The organism is Gammaproteobacteria bacterium (assembly GCA_030680605.1).
In the GTDB taxonomy this organism is placed as follows: Bacteria; Pseudomonadota; Gammaproteobacteria; order SURF-13; family SURF-13; genus JAQBXX01.
This window is the reverse complement of record JAUXUQ010000002.1, coordinates 363,584-385,765: the sequence shown is the minus strand read 5'-3', so window position 1 is coordinate 385,765 and position 22,182 is coordinate 363,584. Positions and strand designations below refer to the sequence as shown.

At 59.3% G+C, this 22,182-nt stretch carries 20 protein-coding genes and 4 tRNA genes; 11 read left to right on the top strand and 13 right to left on the bottom strand.

Annotation, left to right across the window (positions count from 1 at the left end; translation table 11 throughout):
* From Q8L89_03365 to Q8L89_03350, 4 genes are all read right to left on the bottom strand, one after another.
* A partial coding sequence (locus Q8L89_03365) for a GTP-binding protein (protein ID MDP1708087.1) occupies nucleotides 1-140 on the bottom strand: 140 nt, incomplete at its 3' end.
* Nucleotides 141-210: 70 nt separating this feature from the next.
* A tRNA-Thr gene (locus tag Q8L89_03360) sits at nucleotides 211-286 on the bottom strand.
* Nucleotides 287-383: 97 nt separating this feature from the next.
* Nucleotides 384-457, bottom strand: a tRNA-Gly gene (locus Q8L89_03355).
* A 121-nt stretch (nucleotides 458-578) separates the two neighbouring features.
* Nucleotides 579-663, bottom strand: a tRNA-Tyr gene (locus Q8L89_03350).
* Between the two features lie 234 nt (nucleotides 664-897).
* On the opposite strand from Q8L89_03350, the gene Q8L89_03345 reads away from it, so the two are divergent.
* On the top strand, nucleotides 898-2,241 hold the full coding sequence (locus Q8L89_03345; protein ID MDP1708086.1) for a UDP-glucose/GDP-mannose dehydrogenase family protein: 1,344 nt from the start codon (nucleotides 898-900) through the stop codon (nucleotides 2,239-2,241).
* Nucleotides 2,238-3,245 carry an NAD-dependent epimerase gene (locus Q8L89_03340; protein ID MDP1708085.1) on the top strand — a complete coding sequence of 336 codons (1,008 nt, stop codon included), beginning with the start codon at nucleotides 2,238-2,240 and terminating at the stop codon, nucleotides 3,243-3,245. The genes Q8L89_03345 and Q8L89_03340 overlap by 4 nt, the downstream gene beginning before the upstream one ends.
* Here the strand turns inward: Q8L89_03340 and rlmJ are convergent.
* From rlmJ to Q8L89_03310, 6 genes are all read right to left on the bottom strand, one after another.
* Nucleotides 3,233-4,066 (bottom strand): 23S rRNA (adenine(2030)-N(6))-methyltransferase RlmJ, encoded by an 834-nt coding sequence (rlmJ, locus tag Q8L89_03335; GenBank protein ID MDP1708084.1) that lies wholly within the window; start codon nucleotides 4,064-4,066, stop codon nucleotides 3,233-3,235. The two genes, Q8L89_03340 and rlmJ, sit on opposite strands and share 13 nt — an antisense overlap.
* A gap of 150 nt (nucleotides 4,067-4,216) precedes the next feature.
* Nucleotides 4,217-4,516 carry a type II toxin-antitoxin system RelE/ParE family toxin gene (locus Q8L89_03330; GenBank protein MDP1708083.1) on the bottom strand — a complete coding sequence of 100 codons (300 nt, stop codon included), beginning with the start codon at nucleotides 4,514-4,516 and terminating at the stop codon, nucleotides 4,217-4,219.
* Nucleotides 4,513-4,800: a YlcI/YnfO family protein gene (locus Q8L89_03325; GenBank protein MDP1708082.1), complete on the bottom strand. Its 288-nt coding sequence runs from the start codon at nucleotides 4,798-4,800 to the stop codon at nucleotides 4,513-4,515. The genes Q8L89_03330 and Q8L89_03325 overlap by 4 nt, the downstream gene beginning before the upstream one ends.
* A gap of 561 nt (nucleotides 4,801-5,361) precedes the next feature.
* Nucleotides 5,362-5,595: a DeoR family transcriptional regulator gene (locus tag Q8L89_03320; GenBank protein ID MDP1708081.1), complete on the bottom strand. Its 234-nt coding sequence runs from the start codon at nucleotides 5,593-5,595 to the stop codon at nucleotides 5,362-5,364.
* Nucleotides 5,596-5,628: 33 nt separating this feature from the next.
* Nucleotides 5,629-7,914 (bottom strand): phosphoenolpyruvate--protein phosphotransferase, encoded by a 2,286-nt coding sequence (ptsP, locus tag Q8L89_03315; GenBank protein ID MDP1708080.1) that lies wholly within the window; start codon nucleotides 7,912-7,914, stop codon nucleotides 5,629-5,631.
* A 4-nt stretch (nucleotides 7,915-7,918) separates the two neighbouring features.
* Complete coding sequence (locus tag Q8L89_03310) at nucleotides 7,919-8,425, bottom strand: RNA pyrophosphohydrolase (GenBank protein MDP1708079.1); 507 nt, start codon at nucleotides 8,423-8,425, stop codon at nucleotides 7,919-7,921.
* Between the two features lie 148 nt (nucleotides 8,426-8,573).
* Here Q8L89_03310 and Q8L89_03305 point away from each other — a divergent pair, with 148 nt between their 5' ends.
* Entirely contained in the window at nucleotides 8,574-9,227 is a 654-nt protein-coding gene (locus tag Q8L89_03305; protein MDP1708078.1) for an HAD family hydrolase, read from the top strand.
* A gap of 253 nt (nucleotides 9,228-9,480) precedes the next feature.
* Here Q8L89_03305 and metE read toward each other — a convergent pair whose 3' ends face one another.
* Nucleotides 9,481-11,829 (bottom strand): 5-methyltetrahydropteroyltriglutamate--homocysteine S-methyltransferase, encoded by a 2,349-nt coding sequence (metE, locus tag Q8L89_03300; protein MDP1708077.1) that lies wholly within the window; start codon nucleotides 11,827-11,829, stop codon nucleotides 9,481-9,483.
* 120 nt (nucleotides 11,830-11,949) lie between these two features.
* On the opposite strand from metE, the gene Q8L89_03295 reads away from it, so the two are divergent.
* Nucleotides 11,950-12,864, top strand: a complete 915-nt coding sequence (locus Q8L89_03295; protein MDP1708076.1) for a LysR family transcriptional regulator — start codon at nucleotides 11,950-11,952, stop codon at nucleotides 12,862-12,864.
* Here the strand turns inward: Q8L89_03295 and Q8L89_03290 are convergent, their stop codons facing one another.
* On the bottom strand, nucleotides 12,865-13,458 hold the full coding sequence (locus Q8L89_03290) for a DUF938 domain-containing protein (protein ID MDP1708075.1): 594 nt from the start codon (nucleotides 13,456-13,458) through the stop codon (nucleotides 12,865-12,867).
* Nucleotides 13,459-13,469: 11 nt separating this feature from the next.
* Nucleotides 13,470-13,543, bottom strand: a tRNA-Arg gene (locus Q8L89_03285).
* Nucleotides 13,544-13,816: 273 nt separating this feature from the next.
* Here Q8L89_03285 and Q8L89_03280 point away from each other — a divergent pair.
* From Q8L89_03280 to Q8L89_03250, 7 genes are all read left to right on the top strand, one after another.
* Nucleotides 13,817-16,528 (top strand): cation-transporting P-type ATPase, encoded by a 2,712-nt coding sequence (locus Q8L89_03280; protein MDP1708074.1) that lies wholly within the window; start codon nucleotides 13,817-13,819, stop codon nucleotides 16,526-16,528.
* Between the two features lie 41 nt (nucleotides 16,529-16,569).
* Nucleotides 16,570-18,228: a cation:proton antiporter gene (locus Q8L89_03275; GenBank protein ID MDP1708073.1), complete on the top strand. Its 1,659-nt coding sequence runs from the start codon at nucleotides 16,570-16,572 to the stop codon at nucleotides 18,226-18,228.
* Nucleotides 18,225-19,112: a universal stress protein gene (locus Q8L89_03270; protein MDP1708072.1), complete on the top strand. Its 888-nt coding sequence runs from the start codon at nucleotides 18,225-18,227 to the stop codon at nucleotides 19,110-19,112. The genes Q8L89_03275 and Q8L89_03270 overlap by 4 nt, the downstream gene beginning before the upstream one ends.
* A 192-nt stretch (nucleotides 19,113-19,304) precedes the next feature.
* The gene (locus Q8L89_03265; GenBank protein MDP1708071.1) at nucleotides 19,305-20,069 is read left to right on the top strand and encodes a transporter substrate-binding domain-containing protein; all 765 of its coding nucleotides are present in this window, start codon (nucleotides 19,305-19,307) and stop codon (nucleotides 20,067-20,069) included.
* Between the two features lie 14 nt (nucleotides 20,070-20,083).
* A complete protein-coding gene (locus tag Q8L89_03260; GenBank protein ID MDP1708070.1) occupies nucleotides 20,084-20,737 on the top strand; it encodes an amino acid ABC transporter permease in 654 nt (217 codons plus the stop codon).
* A gap of 31 nt (nucleotides 20,738-20,768) precedes the next feature.
* Nucleotides 20,769-21,491, top strand: a complete 723-nt coding sequence (locus Q8L89_03255; protein ID MDP1708069.1) for an amino acid ABC transporter ATP-binding protein — start codon at nucleotides 20,769-20,771, stop codon at nucleotides 21,489-21,491.
* Nucleotides 21,492-21,502: 11 nt separating this feature from the next.
* Nucleotides 21,503-22,177, top strand: coding sequence for an amino acid ABC transporter permease (locus Q8L89_03250; GenBank protein MDP1708068.1), 675 nt, complete (start codon nucleotides 21,503-21,505; stop codon nucleotides 22,175-22,177).
* The last annotated feature ends 5 nt before the right edge of the window (nucleotides 22,178-22,182 follow it).

Sequence of the window (22,182 nt, the reverse complement as noted above, 5' to 3'; positions counted from 1 at the left end):
TAGCCCTTGAACTCGCCGCCAAACTTCTCCGCCATCACCTTGGTCAGCGCCGCCGTCAGCGTCGTCTTGCCATGGTCCACGTGACCGATCGTCCCAACATTCAAATGGGGCTTCGTACGCTCGAATTTTTCTTTGGACATGGTCCCCTCTCCTCAAACTATGCCGAACTCAATTCAAACCAACCGTTGCTTGCTATGCCACACCGCACTATGGAGCCCATAATCGGAATCGAACCGATGACCTCTTCCTTACCAAGGAAGTGCTCTACCGACTGAGCTATATGGGCAAATCAGTAGCCAGTCGCTAGTGGCGAGTCAAACCCATAACAGCCGCCATTCACCACCCTCGCCACTTGCCACTACCAACTCGCCACTGCCTCTGACTGGAGCGGGTGATGGGAATCGAACCCACGCTATCAGCTTGGAAGGCTGAAGTTCTACCATTGAACTACACCCGCCTAGTAGCACTTATCGGGCAGACAACGGGTACCCGCCATCCTTAACGCCCGCTCTTCCAGGTTAAGGTAATACTCCTCCCCACCTCGCCGACCTTACGCACTGTATAGTGGCCCCCGGTCTTGGTGGAGGGGGGAGGATTCGAACCTCCGAAGGCAGAGCCGTCAGATTTACAGTCTGATCCCTTTGACCGCTCGGGAACCCCTCCGCAAACGTAAGCCCGACATTGTGCTTAATATACAGCGCTGTGTCAACAGCTATGGCGGCTTACCCGCCTTGTGTTTCATAATATGAACAGGCACTTAAGGTAAAACCTGCCGACAGAGTGCCAGCACGGCACGCGCCACAGCGGGTACAAAAGCAGCGACAAAACCAGCGCAACTTGCTAAGGTTGGCGCGGCCTTGCGCTACAAAACGTCAGCTACCCAGGAATCCAGCCACAATGAACATCAGCATCTACGGTTGCGGCTATGTCGGCCTCGTCAGTGCTGCCTGTCTGGCAGAGGCAGGCAATGACGTCCTCTGCATGGACACCGACGAGCGCAAGATTGCAGCCTTGCAGCAAGGGGTGCTACCCATCTACGAGCTCGGGCTGGAGAGTCTGGCACATAAAAATATACGGGCCGGACGCCTTAGTTTTACTGTCGACGCCCAGGCCACCGTCACGCACGGACTGCTGCAATTCATCGCCGTGGGCACGCCGCCTGACGAGGACGGCTCGGCCGATCTGCGTCACGTACTTGCAGTCGCCCGCAGTATCGGCCAGCACATGAACGAGTCCCGCATCATTGTCGACAAGTCCACCGTACCGGTGGGCACTGCCGACCTGGTGCGCACGGAGATCCAGGCACAACTCCAGCAGCGTGGCATACGCATCGAGTTCGATGTGGTTTCAAACCCCGAGTTTCTCAAGGAAGGCGCGGCAATTGAAGACTTCATGAAGCCCGACCGCATCATCATCGGCGCTGATAATGCCCGTGCCGCCGACAGCTTACGCACGCTGTACGCACCCTTCAACCGCAACCACGAACGCGTCATGGTCATGGACGTACGTTCGGCAGAGTTGACCAAGTATGCCGCCAACGCCATGCTTGCCACCAAGATCAGCTTCATGAACGAGCTCGCCAATATCGCCGAACGTGTGGGCGCAGACATCGAGCAGGTGCGTCTCGGCATCGGCTCGGATCCGCGTATCGGCTACCACTTCATCTACCCCGGCTGCGGTTACGGCGGCTCGTGCTTTCCCAAGGACGTACAGGCGCTGGAACAGACGGCGAAACAGGCGGGCCACGAACCGCATCTGCTGCATGCCGTGGAGGCAGTCAACCGGCAGCAAAAACGGGTACTGTTTGGAAAAATCAGCAATCACTTCAAAGGTGACCTAAAAGACAAGACCTTTGCACTCTGGGGCCTCGCCTTCAAACCCAACACCGACGACATGCGCGATGCGCCGAGCCGCGCACTGATAGAGCAATTATGGAGCCAGGGTGCGCGGGTGCAGGCCTTCGACCCGGTGGCCATGCAGGAGGCGCGGCGCATTTATGGCGAACGACCGGATTTTGTGCTGTGCGACAGCGCGGAAGCGGCACTGCAAGGTGCGGACGCACTGGTGATCGTCACTGAGTGGCGCGAATTCCGCAGCCCGGATTTTGCAGACCTCAAGGCCACGCTCACCCAGCCGGTGATTTTCGATGGCCGCAACCTGTACGACCCCGCACAAATGCAGGCGGCGGGCATCCATTATTACGGTATCGGGCGCGGCTCCCACCACGCAGTCAGCGCATGAAGATACTGGTCACCGGCACGGCCGGCTTTATTGGCGCCGCCCTCACCCTGAGACTGCTTGAACGTGGTGACGAGGTGATCGGCGCAGATAACCTCAACGACTACTACGATGTTGCCCTGAAACGCGCCCGCCTCGCGCGCTTTGAGCAGCACCCGCGCTACACCCACGTCCTCGCCGACCTGCAGGATCGTACCGCAATCACACGCACGTTTGAGCAGCACCGGCCGCAACGCGTGGTACATCTCGCCGCACAGGCAGGCGTGCGCTACTCCCTGCAGAATCCACACGCCTATGTGGATTCCAATCTGGCAGGCACCCTGAATATTCTGGAAGGCTGCCGCCACCATGGCGTGGAACATCTGGTATACGCCTCCAGCAGCTCAGTGTACGGCTCCAACACCCGCATGCCGTTTTCGGTGCACGACAATGTCGATCATCCGCTGAGCCTGTATGGCGCCACCAAGAAGGCCAACGAGTTGATGGCGCACAGCTACAGCCACCTCTATCATCTCCCTGCCACCGGATTGCGCTTTTTCACTGTCTACGGCCCGTGGGGCAGACCTGACATGGCTCTGTTTATTTTTACTCGCAGAATTCTCGCCGGCGAACCCATCGACGTCTTCAACCAAGGCAAGCATCAGCGCGACTTCACCTATATCGACGACGCCGTTGAAGGCGTGGTGCGCACACTGGACAAAATCCCCACTGCCAATCCGGCGTGGAATGCCGACGCGCCAGACCCGGCCACCAGCGCTGCGCCCTACCGCTTGTACAACATCGGACACAACCAGCCGGTGGCGCTGATGCACTTCATTGAGGTGCTGGAGAAAAATCTGGGCAAAAAGGCCACGCTCAACCTGCTGCCGCTACAGGCAGGTGACGTGCCGGCCACCTATGCAGATGTCGATGACTTGATGCGCGATGTCGGCTACAAGGCCGCGACCTCCATCGAGACCGGCATCGCACGCTTTGTGGAGTGGTATAAAACGTATTACGCAGCATAATCCCCGCGCAGGTCAATATCTCGCACCTCCGGCCTCCCCTCTGCACCTGCCAGCCGCTCGGCCAATGGCGGCAGAATTTCACGCAGCGCATCCATAACGCCCCAGGGTGCGTTGACCAAAACCATCCCGCTGCCGTTCAGACGGTTCTCCACGTCATCGGGATGCAACATGAATTCCAGCGCCTGGGCCTCTATATCAAGCATGCGCAGTGCTTGATATAGTTTATTTGCCACCGTGCGTGACTTGACGGGATACCATGCCAGATAAATACCGTTACGCCAATGTCTGGCCCCGTGCCTGAGCGCCGCGACCACATTATCGAATTCATTCGCTGTTTCAAAAGGCGGATCAATCAACACCACCCCCCTGTTCTCCCTGGGCGGCACAAAAGCCTTGAGCGCACTCCATGCATCTGCGTGATGCACTCCGATATTGCTCGCGCCCGAAAAGTTCGTCTTGAGATTCAGGTATTCACCCGGCTGCTGCTCCATAAAGACAGCCCTATCCTGCGGGCGCAGATATTCCCGAATAATAAACGGTGAACCCGGATAGTATTTGATGCCGCCCTGGCCATTTATTTTTTCGACAACCGTGAAATAACCGGTCAAGACCGGCCACTGTTCCCGCTCTGCCCAAACCACGCCGATCCCAGCCTCAAACTCGCCCGGTCTTTCCAGCGTATAGGCGCCGCTACCGGCATGCGTATCCAACACGAAAAACGGCGTGTCTTTTTTGTGCAGCGCACGCAACACCAGCGTCAGCACGACATGCTTGAACACATCGGCGGCGTTGCCTGCGTGGTAATTATGGCGGTAGTTCAAAGCTTGTCTGGCGTCACTGAACTGGGAAATTTTTTATTATCGCATATCGAGACATCTATTCATCCCCACGCGCGTGGGGATGAATAGATGGGGAGCCTTTCCTTGATGGCGATGAATTTAAGCGGTGGCAGGAGATTGGCCATGGGAAGTTTAAAAGAAATCTTCTTCGCGCTGATGACGTATGGCCAGCACAGTCACAGTCTGGCTGTCCTCAATTTCAAACAACGCGACATAGCCATTTGCACCAAAGCTGATAATCAACTCACGCAACAGGGGATGCTCCGGCGATACCTTGCGGCAACTGAATGGAAAAGTGCGCAAGAATTCGATGCCCTTGGCAATGGCCGAGCGGGCGCGCCTGGCGGCTTTCACATCCCGCTCCGCGAGAAAATCGAACAAACGTTGCAAGTCCTTCGCGGCAGCAGGCGCAAACCGAACCGTGTAACTCACTTGCGTGCAGCCGCCTTGCGCGAACGCGCCAGTGTTTTATCGAGCCCCGCCAGCACCTCGTCTGCCGAAACATACCTGCCTGTCCGGCGCGCCCCATCCCGCGCCGCCAGCCCTCGCGCGACAAATTCCTGTTGCATTGTCCGCCGCTGGATATTGAATTGAATCGCCTCCAGCACAAAACCGGAAAGCGTCTCTCCTTCCATCAGTGCCGCCTCGGCAGCAGCGCGCACCTCCTCGTTCACCCGCAGCGGCGGAATAGTGGATGTTTTAGTCACGGTTTTCATCCTTCACTCCTTTCTGCATTACAGATGCAATACAGTATCGCCTGAGCCAGTTTTGAATGCAAATCGCTTCAATCCGCGCCCGCTCAATTGAGAGTGCAGTAGTGGGGTCAGCACAGTAGTGGCAGTAGTGGGGTCAGATACCGTCTTGAAAAGCAACCCTCGGCATAGCCACAGTCGCATCAAACGGCCTACACGATTTAATCACACCATAAATGAGGTGCGCCAGCTTACGCATTACCGCTCCTACCACGGCCTTGGGAGCCAACCCCGTTAGACTCAGCCGATCCCCGAATACTTTGAGCACCGGATTGTGCCGCCTGGCGACCAGGCCCGGCATGTATAACGCACGGCGTAAATCTGCATGCCCGGTGCTGCCCAAGTTTTTAGTGTAATACAACGTGTGCCCAGCCTCATGTGATGCGATGGCTGCCAAAGCATCCGTGACTTTCTCATCTGACGATGCCGACCAGCGCTTTGTGGCATGCGCAAAAAAAGATCACGCCTTGACATCACGGTTGCCGGCGGGGAAAGCGTTATGTCAAGACGTGACCCCTTGTCGCACTACAGCCCCGGCAGTTCGTGACGCGGGGCATGGGGATCGGCATCAGTGAAACGATAACCGTGTCTTGCCCTATCCCACACAATAGGTGCGTACAAACGCTCGCGCAGGTATTCGAGGTCGCGCTTGAAGGTGGCGAGACTGACACCGAGCGACTTGAGAAACTTTTGCACCGGAACGACGGGGTGTTCCTGGAGCATTTGCTCGATTTTGTAGAAACGTTCGCTACGGTCCAATTATCCTCCTCGATGGCCACCGGGCGCTGCATGCTACGGCTCAGTGTGGCGGTAATCCGGTACGGAGCCCGCCAGCACCCGCATGCCCATCTGCCCCAGCACATTGTGGATATGCGTGCGAATGCCGGAGGCGCTCTCCATTTCGAGCACTTGTTCCAGTACCTGTCGCGCGGCCGCGCGCGTGGTGTTCCGCACCACCCATTTGATGCGCAGCAGGCTGGCCTCGCTCATGCTCAGGCTGTCCATGCCCATGCCGATCAGCAGCAGGGCCGCCGCCGGATCGCCTGCCATTTCACCGCACACGCTTACGCGCCGGTTATGGCGGTGCGCGCCTTGCGTTATCTGCATCAGGGCACGCAGCACCGACGGGTGCAGCTCATCATACAGGCCGGCCACGCGGGCATTATTGCGGTCCACGGCCAGCAGGTATTGCGTCAGGTCGTTGCTGCCTACGGAAATAAAGTCCACCCGGGCCGCAATGCGCTCGGTTTCATATACCGCAGACGGAACTTCTATCATGACGCCGATTTTGGGGAAGGCGATGTCTGCACCACCCTCGACCAGCTCCGCATGGGCGCGCCTGATCAGGGTCAGCGCATCATCCACTTCGGCCAGCGTGCTTACCATGGGCAGCAGCAGATGAAGGTTGTTCAGGCCCTGGCTGGCACGCAGCATGGCACGCAACTGCACCAGAAATATTTCGGGATGATCCAGCGATATGCGGATGCCCCGCCAGCCCAGGAAGGGGTTGTCTTCCTCGATCGGAAAATACGGCAGCGCCTTGTCGCCGCCTACATCGAGTGTGCGCAGGATAACGGGGCGCGGCGCAAATGACTCCAGCACCCGGCGGTATATGAGGCGTTGCTCCTCCTCACCCGGAAAACGTTCCCGCATCATGAACGGATACTCGGTGCGGTAGAGACCCACACCCTCGGCAACACCGCCGTATACAGGTGCGTTGGCGTCTGCCAACAGGCCGGTGTTCATGTACAGCGGTATGTGGTGGCCGTCGAGTGTTTCAGCCGGCAAATCACGCAATTCCGCCAGCTCAACGGCAAGCTGCGACTCCTCAACCTCAAGCCGCAGAAATTCATCTCGCAGCGCCGGCGGCGGATCAAGGTATACCCGGCCATGGTGGCCATCGACTACGATCTCACGGCCGTCTATACGGCTGACTGCAAGATCACGCGCACCCATCACCGCCGGCACACCCAGGGCATGCGCCAGAATCGCCACGTGCGACGAACGCGAGCCGCGCACAGACACCACACCCGCAAGCTGCGAATGTGGCACTTCTGCAATCATGGCGGCGGAAACTTCTTCGCTTACGATAACCGTGCGCTCCGGGTACTCGCGCGGCTCCTGCATACCACTTTGCAGATAGCCGAGGATGCGCAACCCAAGATCGCGCACATCGCTGGCACGCTCGCTCAGGTAGACATCCCCCATCGCATTAAAGGCGCGCACATGCTCGTTGATAGTGTCGCGCAACGCACCGGCGGCCCAATTACCATGCTCAATGCGATCGACGGTCTTGCCCACCAGGCTTTCACCCGCGAGCATGTGCAGATAGACCTCGAACAGCGCAAGATCCTCCGTCGGCAGCGTTGCGCGCAGCCTTACGCTGAGCGCCTCAATGTCGGCAACCACCCGGGCGACCGCACTGCGAAACACGGCAACCTCTGCTGCAATATCCTCTACCTTGCGGTCAGGTATCGCGTCCAGATCGGCGGGGGGGTAAATCACCAGGGCACGTCCGACTGCAATTCCGGGCGCACCGGGGAGGCCTTCTATCTGGTGTATGCCCGGATGCCGCCCCTCAAGACCGTTGATGCCGCCACTCGCCTCGGCATGCGCGATGCCGCCCGCAAGCTGCGCCGCGATGGTCACGAGCAAGGTGACTTCGTTTTCGTCGAATTTGCGCGCCGCATGCTGGCGCACTACCAGCACGCCCAGCACCCGGCGATGATGGATGATCGGCACGCCCAGAAAACCGTGGTAGCGCTCTTCGCCGGTTTCGGCGATAAAGCGGTAACGCGGATGGTCGGGGGCATTGTCGAGATTGAGCGGTTCTTCCCGCGCGCTCACCACGCCGATCAGACCTTCCTCAAGCGCAAGCCGTACCGCGCCCACCGCTTCGGGGTTAAGGCCGTCGCTGGCCATCAGGACATGTTCCTTGCGGTGGAAATCGGTGAGGTACACCGAGCAGACGTCCGCGCCCATGGCCTGCTTTACACGGGTGACGATGATGGACAGCGCCTGCTCCAGATTCTTCGCCGCATTGACTTCCTGTACGATGCGCCGCAGGGTTTCGAGCATGGCGCTACCGTTGCGTGGAGACGGGTTGGAGGGTGTTGGGCTCCTGCAGTAAAAGCGGTTCCAGTTCGCGCAGCGCCTGGGTATAGACTTCGCGCTTGAACTGTATCACTTCCGTCAAAGGCGCCCAGTAATCCACCCAGCGCCAGTGGTCAAATTCCGGCTTGCGGGTCAAATCGAGGCGCACCCGTGTATCTTCCGTCAGCAGGCGCAACATGAACCATATCTGTTTCTGGCCTATGTAGAGCGGAGTACGCTCACGCCGCACAAGATGAGACGGCAGATCGTAGCGCAGCCAGCCGCGCGTGTTGCCGATGATGCGTACATCGTCTACGCCAAGCCCGACCTCTTCCTCAAGCTCGCGATACATGGCCTGCTCGGGCGTTTCGTCATGATGGATGCCGCCCTGCGGGAATTGCCAGGCGTTCTGGCCGATACGCCGCGCCCACAGCAGCCTGCTCTCGTGGTTGGTCAGAATGATCCCGACGTTGGGCCGATAGCCATCCGAATCCATAGCTTGCATGGCATCACCAAAAACGTGTCCAATTTGCATTGTTCCATAAATAGCACATTTAGCAAAAGGGTTCAGCGCATTTTTCCGACGGCGCCTGCGCACGGCAACCATATCGTGTAGCATGGCCGCAACTAAAGGAGGAAGTGTTTTGGGTCTCGCCATCTTTGATCTGGACAATACCTTGCTCGCAGGCGACAGCGACTACCTGTGGGGAGAGTTTCTGGTGGAACACGGCATTGTCGATGCCGAGCACTACCAGCGGGAAAACCTGCGCTACTACCGGGAGTATCAGGCCGGTACGCTCGACATCCTGGACTTTCTTGCATTTCAGCTGCACCCCCTCGCAACGCACGACATGGCGACGCTGCAGCGCTGGCGCGAGCAGTTCATGCACGAGAAAATTGAGCCCGTCATTCTGCCCGGGGCATGCGCGCTGATCGAGCATCACCGCCGCCAGAAGCACACCCTGCTGATCATCACGGCCACCAACAGCTTCATCACCGGCCCCATAGCCGCGCGGCTCGGCGTGGACACCCTGCTTGCAACCGAGCCCGAACTGAAACAGGGCCGCTATACCGGCGCAGTGGCAGGCGTGCCGTGCTTCCGTGAGGGCAAGGTGACCCGGCTTGAAGCGTGGCTGCGCGAACACAGCCTCACGCTGGAGGAAAGCTGGTTTTACAGCGACTCGCACAACGACATCCCGCTGCTGGAACGCGTAACCTACCCCACTGCGGTAGACCCCGACGCGCAACTCGCCGCGCATGCGCGGGCAAACGGCTGGCCTGCTATCAGCCTGCGTTAGCTGGCCTGCAAAAACAAAAAGGCCGCGCCTTGGCGGCACGGCCTGAAGAGCATAAAAAACCTCAGCAGCCGTAGGTCGAATCAAGCGTAGCGGATCCGACACGACCCTGTCGGCTCCGCCTGACGGCTTGAGCCGACCTACATACTACCTGCTTCCTCGCTGTCAGTGTTGCAACCGCTCATGATGCAGTACCCTTCGCTTCGCTCTTCCCTGTGCATCACCCTACGGGCCGCCTGACGGCGGTGCCGTTTGGCTATCCTGCCAAACGGTCGCGCAGGGTCTTCGCGGCCGACACCATGTTGGCCAGCGCCGTCTCCACTTCCGGCCAGTCGCGGGTCTTCAGGCCGCAGTCGGGGTTGATCCACAAGCGGTCTGCCGGCACTACCCTGGCGGCCTTTTCCATCAGCCGCACGATCTCGTCACTGGTCGGCACGCGTGGCGAGTGGATATCGTACACACCGGGGCCGATCTCGTTGGGATAAGAGAAATTCACAAAGGCATCGAGCAGTTCCATATCGGAGCGCGAGGTTTCGATGGTGATCACGTCGGCATCCAGCGCGGCAATGGAGTCGATGATGTCATTGAATTCCGCATAGCACATATGGGTATGGATCTGCGTGTCGTCCCGCACCGCACCCGCCGTCACGCGAAATGCGTGCGCGGCCCAGCGCAGGTACTCCGCCCAGTCGGCATGGCGCAAGGGCAAGCCTTCGCGCAGCGCGGGTTCGTCGATCTGCACCACCTTGATGCCGGCCTTTTCCAGATCCAGCACTTCGTCGCGCAGGGCAAAGGCGATTTGCAATGCTGTCGCACTGCGCGGCTGGTCGTCACGCACGAATGACCATTGCAGCATGGTGATGGGCCCGGACAGCATGCCCTTCATCGGTTTCGCGGTCAGCGACTGCGCGTAGGTCGTCCATTCCACCGTCATGGGCTGCGGGCGCGACACGTCACCGAAGATGATGGGCGGTTTCACGCAACGCGAGCCGTAGCTCTGCACCCAGCCGTTTTCGCTGAAGGCATAGCCGTCGAGCAATTCGCCGAAATACTCCACCATGTCATTACGCTCGGCCTCGCCATGCACCAAAACGTCAAGCCCGATCTCCTCCTGCTTGCGCACCGCAAGCGCGATCTCCTGCCGCATGCGTTCGTTATACTCGGCTTCACCGATACGCCCGGCCTTGAAGTCACGGCGCGCGATGCGAATTGCCTGGGTCTGCGGAAATGAACCGATGGTCGTGGTCGGCAGCAGCGGCAACTTCAGCTTTTCGCGTTGCTGACGCGCACGCTCAGCGTAGACTGCATGGCGCTGGTCTGCATTCGTGGCGAGCTCCGCAACGCGCTCCTTCACCGCAGGCCGGTGAATACGCTTGGAGGTGGCACGTGATTGCACGGCAGCCCGGCTCGCGTCCAGCAGCGTACCTATGCCTGAGCGCCCGTGATCAACGCCATCACGCACGGCCACCACCTCGGCGACTTTCTGGGTAGCGTAGGCCAGCCATGACTTGAACTCCTCATCCAGCTTGGTTTCCAGCGCCAGATCCACCGGGGTGTGCAGCAGCGAGCATGACGGCGCAATCCACAGCCGATCGCCCAAGCGCTCCTTCACGCCCTCCAGCATGACCAGCACCTTTTCAATGTCCGTGCGCCAGATGTTGCGCCCGTCTACCACACCGAGTGACAGTATCTTGGAGTCAGGGAGCTGATTTAACACCGCGCCAAGCTGCTGCGGAGCACGCACCAGATCAATATGCAGTCCGTCCACCGGCAAGCCACAGGCAACACCGGTATTGTCGGCCAGCGCACCGAAGTATGTCGCCAGCAGCAACTTGACCCCACTCCCCTGAAGCTGCTGGTAGGCCACGCCAAAGGCATCTTTCCACTCTTGCGGCAGATCAAGCACCAGAATCGGCTCGTCAATCTGCACCCACTCCACTCCCTCGGATTTAAGGCGGGCGAGAATCTCGCCATAGACCGGCAGCAACTTGTCTAGCAGGGCAAGCTTGTCAAACGCCGCGCCCCTGGTCTTGCCCAGCCAGAGATAGGTCAGTGGGCCCACCAGCACGGGCTTGGCGCATAGGCCCTGCGCCTTGGCCTCGGCCAGTTCGTCAAACAGCTTGCTGGAGGCCAGGCGAAACGCCTGGTCGGCGCTGAATTCAGGGACAATATAATGGTAATTGGTGTCAAACCACTTGGTCATTTCACAGGCGTAGGTGTCGGCACTGCCGGCCTTGTCACCCGGTGCGCGGCCGCGCGCCATGCGAAAATAGGTCTTGAGGTCCACCTCGCCTGTCACCGCGGTCGCTCCCGGCATCCTGCCTCCCGCGACACTAGTACTTCCATGTACGTCGCCGAAACGCTGCGGCACCACGCCCAGCAGTACCGACATGTCGAGCACATGGTCATACCAGGTGAAATCTCCCACCGGCACCAGATCCAGCCCGGCATCGACCTGTAACCGCCAATGCCGCGCGCGCAGTTCGCGACCTGTCGCCCGCAGGCCGGTCTCATCCAGGTCGCCCTTCCAATAACTCTCCACGGCACGCTTCATCTCGCGCCGGGCGCCGATACGGGGAAACCCCAGGTTGTGCGCAATACTCATTGACTGCTCCTTGAATTCTCTAACCTGCCTATTTGGATAACGCTAGTGTAGCGCTACTTCACATATGAATAAATTTAAATATTCTCAAATCAACATTGAAAATAATTTATGATAAGTGCCATGCTGGAATTGCGACACCTGCGTGCCCTTGTACTGCTCAACGAGTGTGGCACGCTGTCTGTCACCGCCGAGCGCCTGCACCTCACCCCGTCGGCCCTGTCGCATCAGCTCAAGGTCATGGAAACCCATTACGGCCCTATCTTCCTGCGTAAAAGCCGCCCACTCAGGTTTACCCCTGCCGGCGAACGTCTGTTGCATCTGGCCAGCCGGGTACTGGGCGAAGTCCGCCAGGCCGAGCATGACATTACTGCCCTCACCCATGGCAATACGGGCCGGCTCAACATCGCCATCGAGTGCCACAGTTGCTTCGAGTGGCTGATGCCCGGCATCAATGCCTTCCGCGAACAATGGCCGGCGGTTGAAATCGACCTTTCCGCCGGCTTCAACTTCGATTCCCTGCCTGCACTCGCGCGGGGAGATGTGGATCTCGTGATCACATCCGACGTCAAGAAAACCACCGGCGTCAGCTTTACCCCCCTGTTCCACTACCAGGCCCTGCTGGTGATGGCACCCGACCACCCCCTGATTAGCCGCGCATGGATCAGGCCAAGTGACCTGGCGGGCGAGACTCTCATTACCTATCCCGTGCCACGGCAGCGGCTCGATATTTTCAAACGCTTCCTGCATCCAGCCGGCATCAAACCTGCCGCACAACGTACTACCGAACTCACACTGATGATGGTGCAACTCGTCGCCAGCGGCCGTGGCGTGGCGGCTCTGCCGAACTGGGTAGCGGCAGACTACCTCAAACACCACTATGTGGCGGCCCGACCCTTGGGCCGCCAGGGCTTGTGGGGTACGTTGTACTGTGCCCTGCGTAGCGGGCAAAAGAGCATGCCTTATATGCAGGGCTTCATTGATACAGCACGCGAGGTCTCGTTTCGCACGCTGAACGGCATACAACAGGCGCGGTGATCAACCCTCCTTGCGCCACACCAGGGTACGGTTGTTTGCCGGCATTGGGTAATCCCTGAACAGTTGCAGCCTCTGCCTTTGCGCCAGCATATTCAGCATCTCAAAATCACGCACACCGCTTAACGGATCACGTGCCTTGAGCCACTGATCGAAGCGCGTATTGCTCTCGCTGGTATAATTACCGTTGTAGTTGAACGGGCCGTACAAAGCGAACACTCCACCCGGTTTCAAGATCGTGCCGATGCCCGCGAACATCCGCTCCACCTGCGGCCATGCCATGATGTGCGCCGTGTTGGCGCTGAAAACGGCATCCGTTTCCATGGCGGGCCAGTGCGCACTCGCCACATCGAGTTCCAGCGGCACCGGTGTGTTGTGCAGCGCCGCTTCCTCCAGCCACAGGCGCATCCCGGCCAGATGCTCTGCCCTATCGCTCGCCTGCCAGACAAGATGCGGCAACCGGTCTGCGAAAAACACCGCGTGCTGCCCGGTACCGCTGCCGATTTCCAGCACATGACCTGCCGCGGTGAACACCTCGCGCAACACGGCAAGAATGGGCTGCCTGTTCTCGTCACACGATGGCGAATAGGGTTTCATGTCAAGTAAAGTGCCCCGGAGACGATTTGAACGTCTGACCTTCCCCTTAGGAGGGGGATGCTCTATCCAGCTGAGCTACCGGGGCGGTGACGGGTGAATGGCCGGGCTCGGCCGCTGGAACCCGGCTTCATGTCGGCGGGTAATCTATTCTAGCAAGTAATCGCAGTCGCGGCCCAGCCTCCCGGCCAGCTACGCTGCCGCAATCTCCAGATGGCCTGGCCGACAGGCCCGCATTCGGTATTACACGCTTGATGATTTTGCCTATATCTGTCATGGTCTGAACATAACCGATCATCATGGCGGCACGGCTGGCCTGATCGCCGTACGGGCCTGATTACTGTGCAGCGGAGTTTCTGAAATGACCCCAGTGCAGCCCCCAGCGCCCGCGCATGCACCTGTCTGGCACTCCCAGCCCTTGGCCGAGGCCCTGTTGGCCCTGTCTACCCAAGCCAGCACCGGTCTCGGCTGGCAGGAGGCCGCCCGGCGGCTCGCCCAATACGGCCACAACAGCCTGCCTGCGCCAAAGCGACGCGGACCCTGGCTGCGTTTTGTTTTGCAGTTCCACAACCCCTTGATCTATGTACTGCTGGTTGCCGGCACCATCACCTTCGCGCTCAAAGACTATGTCGATGCGGGCGTGATTTTCGGCGTGGTACTCATTAACGCCGTCATCGGTTTTGTTCAGGAAGGCAAGGCGGAAAAGGCGCTGGAAGCAGTAGGCGCCATGCTCGCCCGCCACGCCACGGTGCTGCGCGAGGGTGAGCGGCACCAGATCGACGCCGCCCTGCTGGTGCCGGGCGATATCGTGCTGCTGGAATCCGGCGTCCGGGTGCCAGCCGACCTGCGCCTGGTGCGCGTGAAAAACCTGCGTGTCAACGAGGCCGCACTCACCGGTGAATCAGTACCGGTAGACAAGAGTACGGAACCGGTCGCCAACGATTCGTCTATCGGGGATCGCGCCTGCATGGCCTACTCCGGCACGGTGACCAGTTTTGGCCAGGCCCATGGCCTGGTGGTTGGCACCGGGCAGGCGACCGAGATCGGCCGTATCGGTACGCTGGTCGGCGAGGTGCGGACGCTGGCCACGCCGCTCACCCGCCGCCTCGACCAGTTCGCCCGCCAGATCACGCTGTTCATTCTGGCAGTGGGGTTGCTTACGTTTCTCTATGGGCATTTCGTGCGTGAGATGCCACTGCTGGAAATCTTTCTGGCGGTGGTGGGGCTGGCGGTGGCGGCCATCCCGGAGGGCTTGCCGGCGATCGTCACCATCGTGCTGGCCATCGGCACCCGGGTCATGGCCCACAACCACGCCATCGTGCGACGTCTGCCGGCCGTCGAAACCCTCGGCTCGGTCACAGTAATCTGTTCGGACAAGACCGGCACCCTGACCAGGAACGAGATGACCGCCGTGCGGGTCATGCTACCCACCCGCACCCTGGAAGTGAGCGGCACCGGCTATGCACCCGAAGGCGGCTTTCACTCCGATGGCCTGGCCACGGACGCCGCGCAGGATGACGCATTACAAGGGCTGGCGCGCTGCGCCCTGCTGTGCAACGACGCGCACCTCAAGCACGTGGCGGAAAGCGGCTGGCATCTGGTGGGCGATCCCACCGAAGGGGCTCTGCTGACGCTGGCCCGCAAGGCCGGGCTGGAGCCCCTGGCAGCTTCCGCCGCCACGCCACGGGTCGACGAGATTCCTTTCGAGTCGGAGCACCGATTCATGGCCACGCTGCATCACGACCATGCGGGTCACACCTTCGTGCTGCTCAAAGGAGCGCCCGAGCGCGTACTCGATTTGTGTCTTCAGGACGGCAGCGGCCAGCCGCTCGATCGCGCCGCCTGGGAAGCGCGCATGGAAGACGCCGCCGCCGCCGGACAGCGTGTGCTGGCGTTGGCATACTGCGATATGCCTGCCGGCACCACGGCGCTGTCGATGGCCGATATCACCCGGCGCTTCACCTTGCTGGGGCTGACCGGCCTCATCGATCCGCCGCGCGAGGAAGCCATCGCAGCAGTGGCTGAATGCCAGCGCGCCGGGCTGCGCGTGAAGATGATTACCGGTGATCACGCCGTCACCGCAGCGGCCATCGGCCGGCAACTGGGCCTGAACGCGGATCGAGCGCTCGCCGGCGATGCCGTGGCGGCGCTGGACGACGCGGCGCTGCGGCGCTGCGCCCTCGAGACCGACGTGTTCGCCCGCGCCAGCCCTGAGCACAAGCTGCGTCTGGTGGCCGCCCTGCAAGCCCAGGGCGAACTGGTCGCCATGACCGGTGACGGCGTCAACGATGCCCCGGCGCTCAAGGCCGCCGACATCGGCGTGGCCATGGGACACAAGGGCACCGATGCCGCGCGCGAGGCCGCCGATCTGGTGCTCACCGATGACAATTTCGCCACCATCGCGCGCGCCGTGCGCGAGGGCCGCGTGGTGTTCGACAATATCAAGAAATCGCTGCTCTTCATCCTGCCCACCAACGGCGGGCAGGCGGGCGTGATCCTGCTGGCGGTGTTCGCCGGTCTGGCGCTGCCGGTCACCGCGGGCCAGATTCTGTGGGTGAACATGGTCACGGCGGTGACACTGGCGCTGGCGCTGGCCTTCGAGCCAGGCGAGCCGGGCGTCATGCGCCGTCCGCCGCGCCGCCCCTCGGAACCCTTGATCACACGTCTGCTGGCAGCACGTATCGCCTATGTGAGCCTGCTGATGATCGCGGTGACCTTCACCGTGTTCGAATGGGAACTGGCACGCGGCAGCAGCCTGGAGGTGGCACGCACGGCAGCGGTAAACATGCTGGTGGTCGGCGAACTGGTATATCTGTTCAATGTGCGCCACTTCACCGCCACGGCCTTCACCCGGGACATCCTCACCGCCAACCCGGTGGCCTTCTGGATGAGCGTGCTGTTGATCGCGTTCCAGCTCCTGTTCACCTACACGCCGCCGATGCAGCAGGTGTTCCACACCGCAGCACTGGACACCACGTCCTGGCTGATCATCCTGGCGCTGGGACTGGGCAAGTTCCTCGCGGTTGAAGCGGAAAAGGCCGTGCTGCGGCGCTTGCGTGTTGAGCACATGTGAATGAATACATGTGAGTCTCGCTGCTCAAGTACACTCTGACCATGCACGAACCCTTTGCCGAGATGGCCCTGCTACTCCTTATCGCCGCCATCGCCGGCGCGCTGGCGGTGCGGCTGCGCCAGCCGGTGCTGATCGCCTACATCGTGGTGGGTATCGGCGTGGGTCCGGCCGGGCTGGAACTGGTGCAGGCCCACGATCAGATCAATCTGCTGGCCCAGATCGGCGTGGCCATATTGTTGTTCCTGGTGGGGCTCAAGCTCGATCTGCAGCACGTGCGCAACATCGGTCCGGTGGCACTCGCCACCGGACTGGGGCAGCTGGCCTTCACCATTTCCGTCGGCTTCGTGCTGGTGCTGGCGCTGGGCCGCGACTGGCTCACGGCACTTTACGTGGCGGTGGCGCTCACCTTCTCCAGCACCATCATCATCATCAAGCTGCTCTCCGACAAGCGGGAGCTGGATTCCCTGCATGGGCGCATCGCGGTGGGCTTCCTGATCGTGCAGGACATCGCCGTGGTGCTGGCGATGATGGCGATGAGTGCACTGCGGGCCGGCGGGGAATCCGAAGCCACATGGTTTACAGCGGCCCTGTCCATCGGCGCGCGTGTGCTGGCGGCTGCGCTACTGCTCTATGCGCTGATGCGCTATATACTGCCGCCGCTCACCCGCCTGATGGCGCGCTCGCAGGAACTCCTGCTCATCTTCGCCATCGCCTGGGGCACGGCGTTGGCCGCGCTGGGCGAATGGGCCGGGTTTTCCAAGGAGGCCGGCGCTTTTCTGGCGGGGTTCTCGCTGGCCTCAACCCATTTCCGTGATGCCGTGGGTGCACGGCTCACCGGCATCCGCGACTTCATGCTGCTGTTTTTTTTCATCGACCTGGGCACCAAACTGGACTTTACCACCCTCGGCGGCGAACTATGGCCAGCGGTGGTGCTGGCGCTGTTCGTGCTGGTCGGCAATCCGCTCATCGTCATGGCCATCATGGGCTACATGGGCTACCGCAAGCGCACCGGCTTCCTGGCCGGGCTGACGGTGGCGCAGATCAGCGAGTTTTCCATCATCTTTATCGCCATGGGCATCTCGCTCGGGCATGTGGGCATGGATGCGCTGGGGCTGACAACACTGGTGGGCGTAGTCACCATCGCCCTGTCGACGTACCTGATCCTCTATTCCCAGCCGCTCTATGAACGTCTCGGCCCGTGGCTCAACGTCTTCGAACGCCGCCGCCCGCACCGCGAGCTGGCCGTCGAGCGCCAGCCGCAATCCGAAGCGCCGCCGCGTGTTATCGTTTTCGGCCTCGGGCGTTACGGCGAGCATCTGCTCGCCCGGCTCACGCAACACGGCGTGGCAGCCATGGGTGTTGATTTCGACCCCGAAACCGTGCGGCGACTGCGCCAGCGCGGCTTTTCCGTGCGTTTTGGCGACGGCGAGGACGCGGCGTTTGTGGAGACACTGCCCCTGGCGGCAGCGGCGTGGATCGTCACCACCCTGCCGAGCTGGGACACCAACCGGGCCCTGCTGCACGCGCTGAAGGCGCTGGGGGTGGCCGGCTGCATCGCTGGCGTGGTGCGTGATGAAATCCATGGCCATGCGCTGCACGCTGCCGGCGTAGCCCAGGTCATCAACCCCTTCCTCGATGCTGCCGAGCACACCGCACGGATGATCACCGACACACTCAGCCCACCGGAGGTCACCCCATGAGCCGCCTGCACACCCTGCTTGCCGCCACCGACCTTTCCGCGCCATCGCGCCACGCCGCGCTGCGGGCGGCCCTGCTGGCCCGCGAGACCGGCGCCCGGCTTGAACTCCTGCACGTACTGGAAAGCAGCGCGCTCCATGAATTGCAACGGCTGTTCGGCGAGGGCGGCGCTGCGCTGCAGGAACGTCTGCGGACGCAGGCGCGCGAGGCGCTGGCACAACTGGCCGCCGATGTCGGTGAACCCCTGGGTCTGAGCGCTGGACAGCATCTGGTGGAAGGGGCGGTGCTGGAAAGCATCACCGCGCAGGCGAATCTCCTGGATGCGAGTCTCCTGATTCTGGGGGCGCACGGGGCAGGCTTCATGCGTCACTGGCTGCTGGGGGCAAACGCCGAGCGCTTGTTGCGCAAGACCCTGCGCCCCATCCTTGCAGTAAAGCAGCGACCTCACGAAGCTTATCGCAGCGTGCTGGTGCCGGTGGATTTCTCGCCCTGGTCGCAGGGCGCCATCCGTCTGGCGCAGGCGGTCGCTCCGCAGGCCGAACTCATCCTGCTGCACGCCTACGAGGTGCCCTTCGAGGGCCAGATGCGCTTTGCGAGCGTGGAGGAAACAGTGATCCAGCACCATCGCGTCACGATCCGCCAGCAAGCGCTCACCCGCCTCCATCAAACTGCGGCCGATACCCTGACCCCTGCTGACAACTGGTACTCCGTCGTGGTACACGGTGACGCCGCGCCCCGTATTCTGGAGCACGAAGAAGAAGTGGGCGCCGATCTCATCGTGCTCGGCAAGCATGGCGCCGGAATGATCGAGGAACTCCTGCTCGGCAGCGTGACCAAGCACGTGCTGGCCCAGGCGCGATGCGACGTACTGGTTGCCTGCCGCTGAATTTTCATTGATACCGAAACCACAGCATCATTATCACCGCCAGTAACCGCGCCTTACGGAATTCGATTAACTCGACAAGGGCACAACGAAACAAAAACTGATTTCCCGCAGAAATTAAATACCAGCCATAATAAAGTTCAGTTACAGCCCGGTTTTTATAATTGAAGAATCTTACTAAATTGGAATGATTATATGAATAAAAAACACCTGTTAAGTGGGCTAGTTTGCATATTTGGCCTTGCCATTTCTGGCTGCCCCAGCAAAGAAGCGCCCGAAGCATCTAATGTTGTGAATGTTGCCGTATCGCCATCATCTCCGCCCATGCTTTTTGATGACAATGGCAAACTTAGCGGAGCAGACTTGGAAATCTTCGAGGGATATTGCAAGGTAAAGGGTTGCACCCTAAAGATCACATCCTATGACTGGCAGGGTATGCTTGGGGCCGTTTCCAGTGGCCAGGCTGATGTAGCCTTCTCAGGCATCTCCATTACCGATAAACGCAAGCAGGCAATGGATTTCTCGCAACCTTACTATGACAACTCATGGCATTTGGTCAGCTTAAAAAGTCGCAATCTTAAGCTTGATGAACTAGATCAACTGAAGCAGTACTCACTTGGTTACCCGCGGGGGATGGCCTATAACGATCTTATAAAAAATGACCTTGAGCCCAGGGGCTATTATTCACTCAGCAAGGTCAAGCTCTATCCCTCGTACGGCGAGGTAATTACTGACTTGCAGAATGGCAATCTTGATATAGCTTTTATTGAGGAGCCTGTGCTCGCTAACTATCAATTCAAACTAAAATTGCCAATCGAGAGTATCTATATTTTTACGGGTTTTGATAAGCTGGGTTTTGCTTTTGCCAAAGGCTCTGCGATGCGTGACGATTTTGACAGGCACCTTACCAAACTTGGTCCTGACAAGCTCAAGGAAATACTTGATAAGTGGATGAAATAAGTGGCACAGCTTTCATGAGCCTCACGGAAATCGTCCTGCAGTTGGCGCAAGGGGCTGGTTACACCGTCATAGTCACGCTGGCATGCTGTGCCACTGGGATGGCTGTGGGGTTGACAGTTGCCGGTTTACGCAGGCTGAATTGGTTTGGACTGGCGCCACTTCTTGATGTCTTTACATATCTGTTCCGTGGCATTCCAGTGTTGGTGCTGCTTTTCATGGTGTATTTTGGCTTGCCTGGTATTGGCCTGAAGGTTCCGCCGTTATTGGCCATGATGCTCAGTTTGGGGTTGATAGCTGGAGCATATCTCGCTGAGGTCTTCAGGGGGGCGCTGGACTCAATTGATGCCTCAGAAATTCTTGCGGCTGAGGCTATGGGAATGAGTCGACTGCAGGTACTGGTCTATATCGAGCTGCCGCAAATGCTGCGCTTCTCAGTACCGGGTATGGTCAATGAATTTACCACGGTACTGAAGTACTCTCCGTTTGCCTATACGGTCGGAGTGCCCGAGATTACCAAACAGGCTATGACCCTGGCGGCAACCACCTTGAGAGGTGTTGAAGTTTATCTTGCGGTGGGATTACTGTACTTTGCCATCTACCGTATTTTTCTCGCTGGTGTTCAATTCATTGCGAGACGTTACCGCGTTCCAGGCATGGCGTTGAAATGAGCCGCCTTGAATCCAAGTGGACAATCCTCGCATGGCGTTGATTGAAATTCGCAATCTGGTAAAAGTGTTTGGTAGTCAACCAGTACTGTCTGGCGTTAACCTTGACGTATGCGAAGGTGACGTGAAGGTAATCATGGGGCCATCGGGCTGCGGCAAATCCACTTTACTGCGTTGCCTGAATCGGCTGGTTGACCCGACATCTGGCACGATACATTTTCGCGGCGAAGAAATTACTCAGCCTGGTGTTGATGTCCGCATGCTGCGGCAAAACATTGGCTTTGTCTTTCAGCAGTTTGCGCTCTATCGCCATCTCACAGTACTTGACAATGTCACACTTGGGTTGCGTAAGCTTCGCGGCATGTCTCGAGCCGACGCCGAATGCAAGGCACTATTCGAGCTGGATCGCCTGGACATGCATTCTCATCGCGATAAATATCCTGCGCAAATATCAGGTGGGCAGAAACAGCGTGCTGCTCTGGCAAGGGCCCTGGCAATGGATCCAGCCGTAGTTGTGCTCGATGAGCCCACCTCAGCACTTGATCCAATCATGCTGCGTGAGGTTGGAGATCTGATTAACAAACTTAACAGTGAAGGCGTAACCATGCTGTGTGTGACTCACGACCTCCAGCTTGCGCGCCATATTTCCAGCCGCGTTTCATTTCTTGACAGGGGTATTATTAGATCCGAGGAGACCATTGAACATCTTTCCAACGAACATCCCGACGCACAAATTCGCGAGTTTTTTGGTCTCTAGGTCATAACCCAATGGATGGATGGGCTGCATTTCAGAATGACCTGCTAGAGCAAATGCCGCTGATTCTTGCCGGCCTGGGCAAGACTCTAGCACTTACGGGCATTGTTAGCGTTACCGGCCTGTTACTTGGCATTGTGGTCTTCTATTTCACGTTGAGCAAAAACCCCCTTATCCGCCATTTAATCAATGGATATGTCTCATTTTTCATTGGAATTCCACTGATTGTACTGCTGTTCCTGATGTACTATGGCTTGCCACAGTGGGGGGTAACCATGTCTCCTTTTGTGGTGGCAATTATTGGGTTTTCACTCAATATCGCCGCCTATAATGCAGCTTATCTCACCACAGCATTTCATGGCCTCGATGCCAGCGAGCTCGAGGCCGCAAGAGCGCAGGGCTTTAATCCCCGCCAGATATTCGGGTTGATTACCTTGCCGCAAGTATTGCGACTATCGATACCTGCGTTAACCAATCAAGTCATTCGCAACCTGAAAGATAGCTCTGTAGCATTTCTTGTCCAGTACACCGAGTTTTTTGCCAGAATTCAAGAGCTCGCCTCAACCAACTTTCAGTTTTTCAAGGCCTACTTGTTTGCGGCTTTAATCTATCTCGCGCTGGTTTCAATAATCGTAGTAGCTGCACGCATTATTGAGAGGCGTGTAGTGATTCCAGGTACGTATCGTTAGTCCGG

Coding starts and splice junctions, on each gene's coding strand:
- Q8L89_03345 (MDP1708086.1), top strand. CDS start 898: ATGAACATCAGCATCTACGGTTGCGGCTATGTCGGCCTCGTCAGTGCT.
- Q8L89_03340 (MDP1708085.1), top strand. CDS start 2,238: ATGAAGATACTGGTCACCGGCACGGCCGGCTTTATTGGCGCCGCCCTC.
- Q8L89_03325 (MDP1708082.1), bottom strand. CDS start 4,800: ATGAAAACCGTGACTAAAACATCCACTATTCCGCCGCTGCGGGTGAAC.
- ptsP (MDP1708080.1), bottom strand. CDS start 7,914: ATGCTCGAAACCCTGCGGCGCATCGTACAGGAAGTCAATGCGGCGAAG.
- Q8L89_03310 (MDP1708079.1), bottom strand. CDS start 8,425: ATGGATTCGGATGGCTATCGGCCCAACGTCGGGATCATTCTGACCAAC.
- metE (MDP1708077.1), bottom strand. CDS start 11,829: ATGAGTATTGCGCACAACCTGGGGTTTCCCCGTATCGGCGCCCGGCGC.
- Q8L89_03295 (MDP1708076.1), top strand. CDS start 11,950: ATGCTGGAATTGCGACACCTGCGTGCCCTTGTACTGCTCAACGAGTGT.
- Q8L89_03290 (MDP1708075.1), bottom strand. CDS start 13,458: ATGAAACCCTATTCGCCATCGTGTGACGAGAACAGGCAGCCCATTCTT.
- Q8L89_03280 (MDP1708074.1), top strand. CDS start 13,817: ATGACCCCAGTGCAGCCCCCAGCGCCCGCGCATGCACCTGTCTGGCAC.
- Q8L89_03275 (MDP1708073.1), top strand. CDS start 16,570: ATGCACGAACCCTTTGCCGAGATGGCCCTGCTACTCCTTATCGCCGCC.
- Q8L89_03270 (MDP1708072.1), top strand. CDS start 18,225: ATGAGCCGCCTGCACACCCTGCTTGCCGCCACCGACCTTTCCGCGCCA.
- Q8L89_03265 (MDP1708071.1), top strand. CDS start 19,305: ATGAATAAAAAACACCTGTTAAGTGGGCTAGTTTGCATATTTGGCCTT.
- Q8L89_03260 (MDP1708070.1), top strand. CDS start 20,084: ATGAGCCTCACGGAAATCGTCCTGCAGTTGGCGCAAGGGGCTGGTTAC.
- Q8L89_03255 (MDP1708069.1), top strand. CDS start 20,769: ATGGCGTTGATTGAAATTCGCAATCTGGTAAAAGTGTTTGGTAGTCAA.
- Q8L89_03250 (MDP1708068.1), top strand. CDS start 21,503: ATGGATGGATGGGCTGCATTTCAGAATGACCTGCTAGAGCAAATGCCG.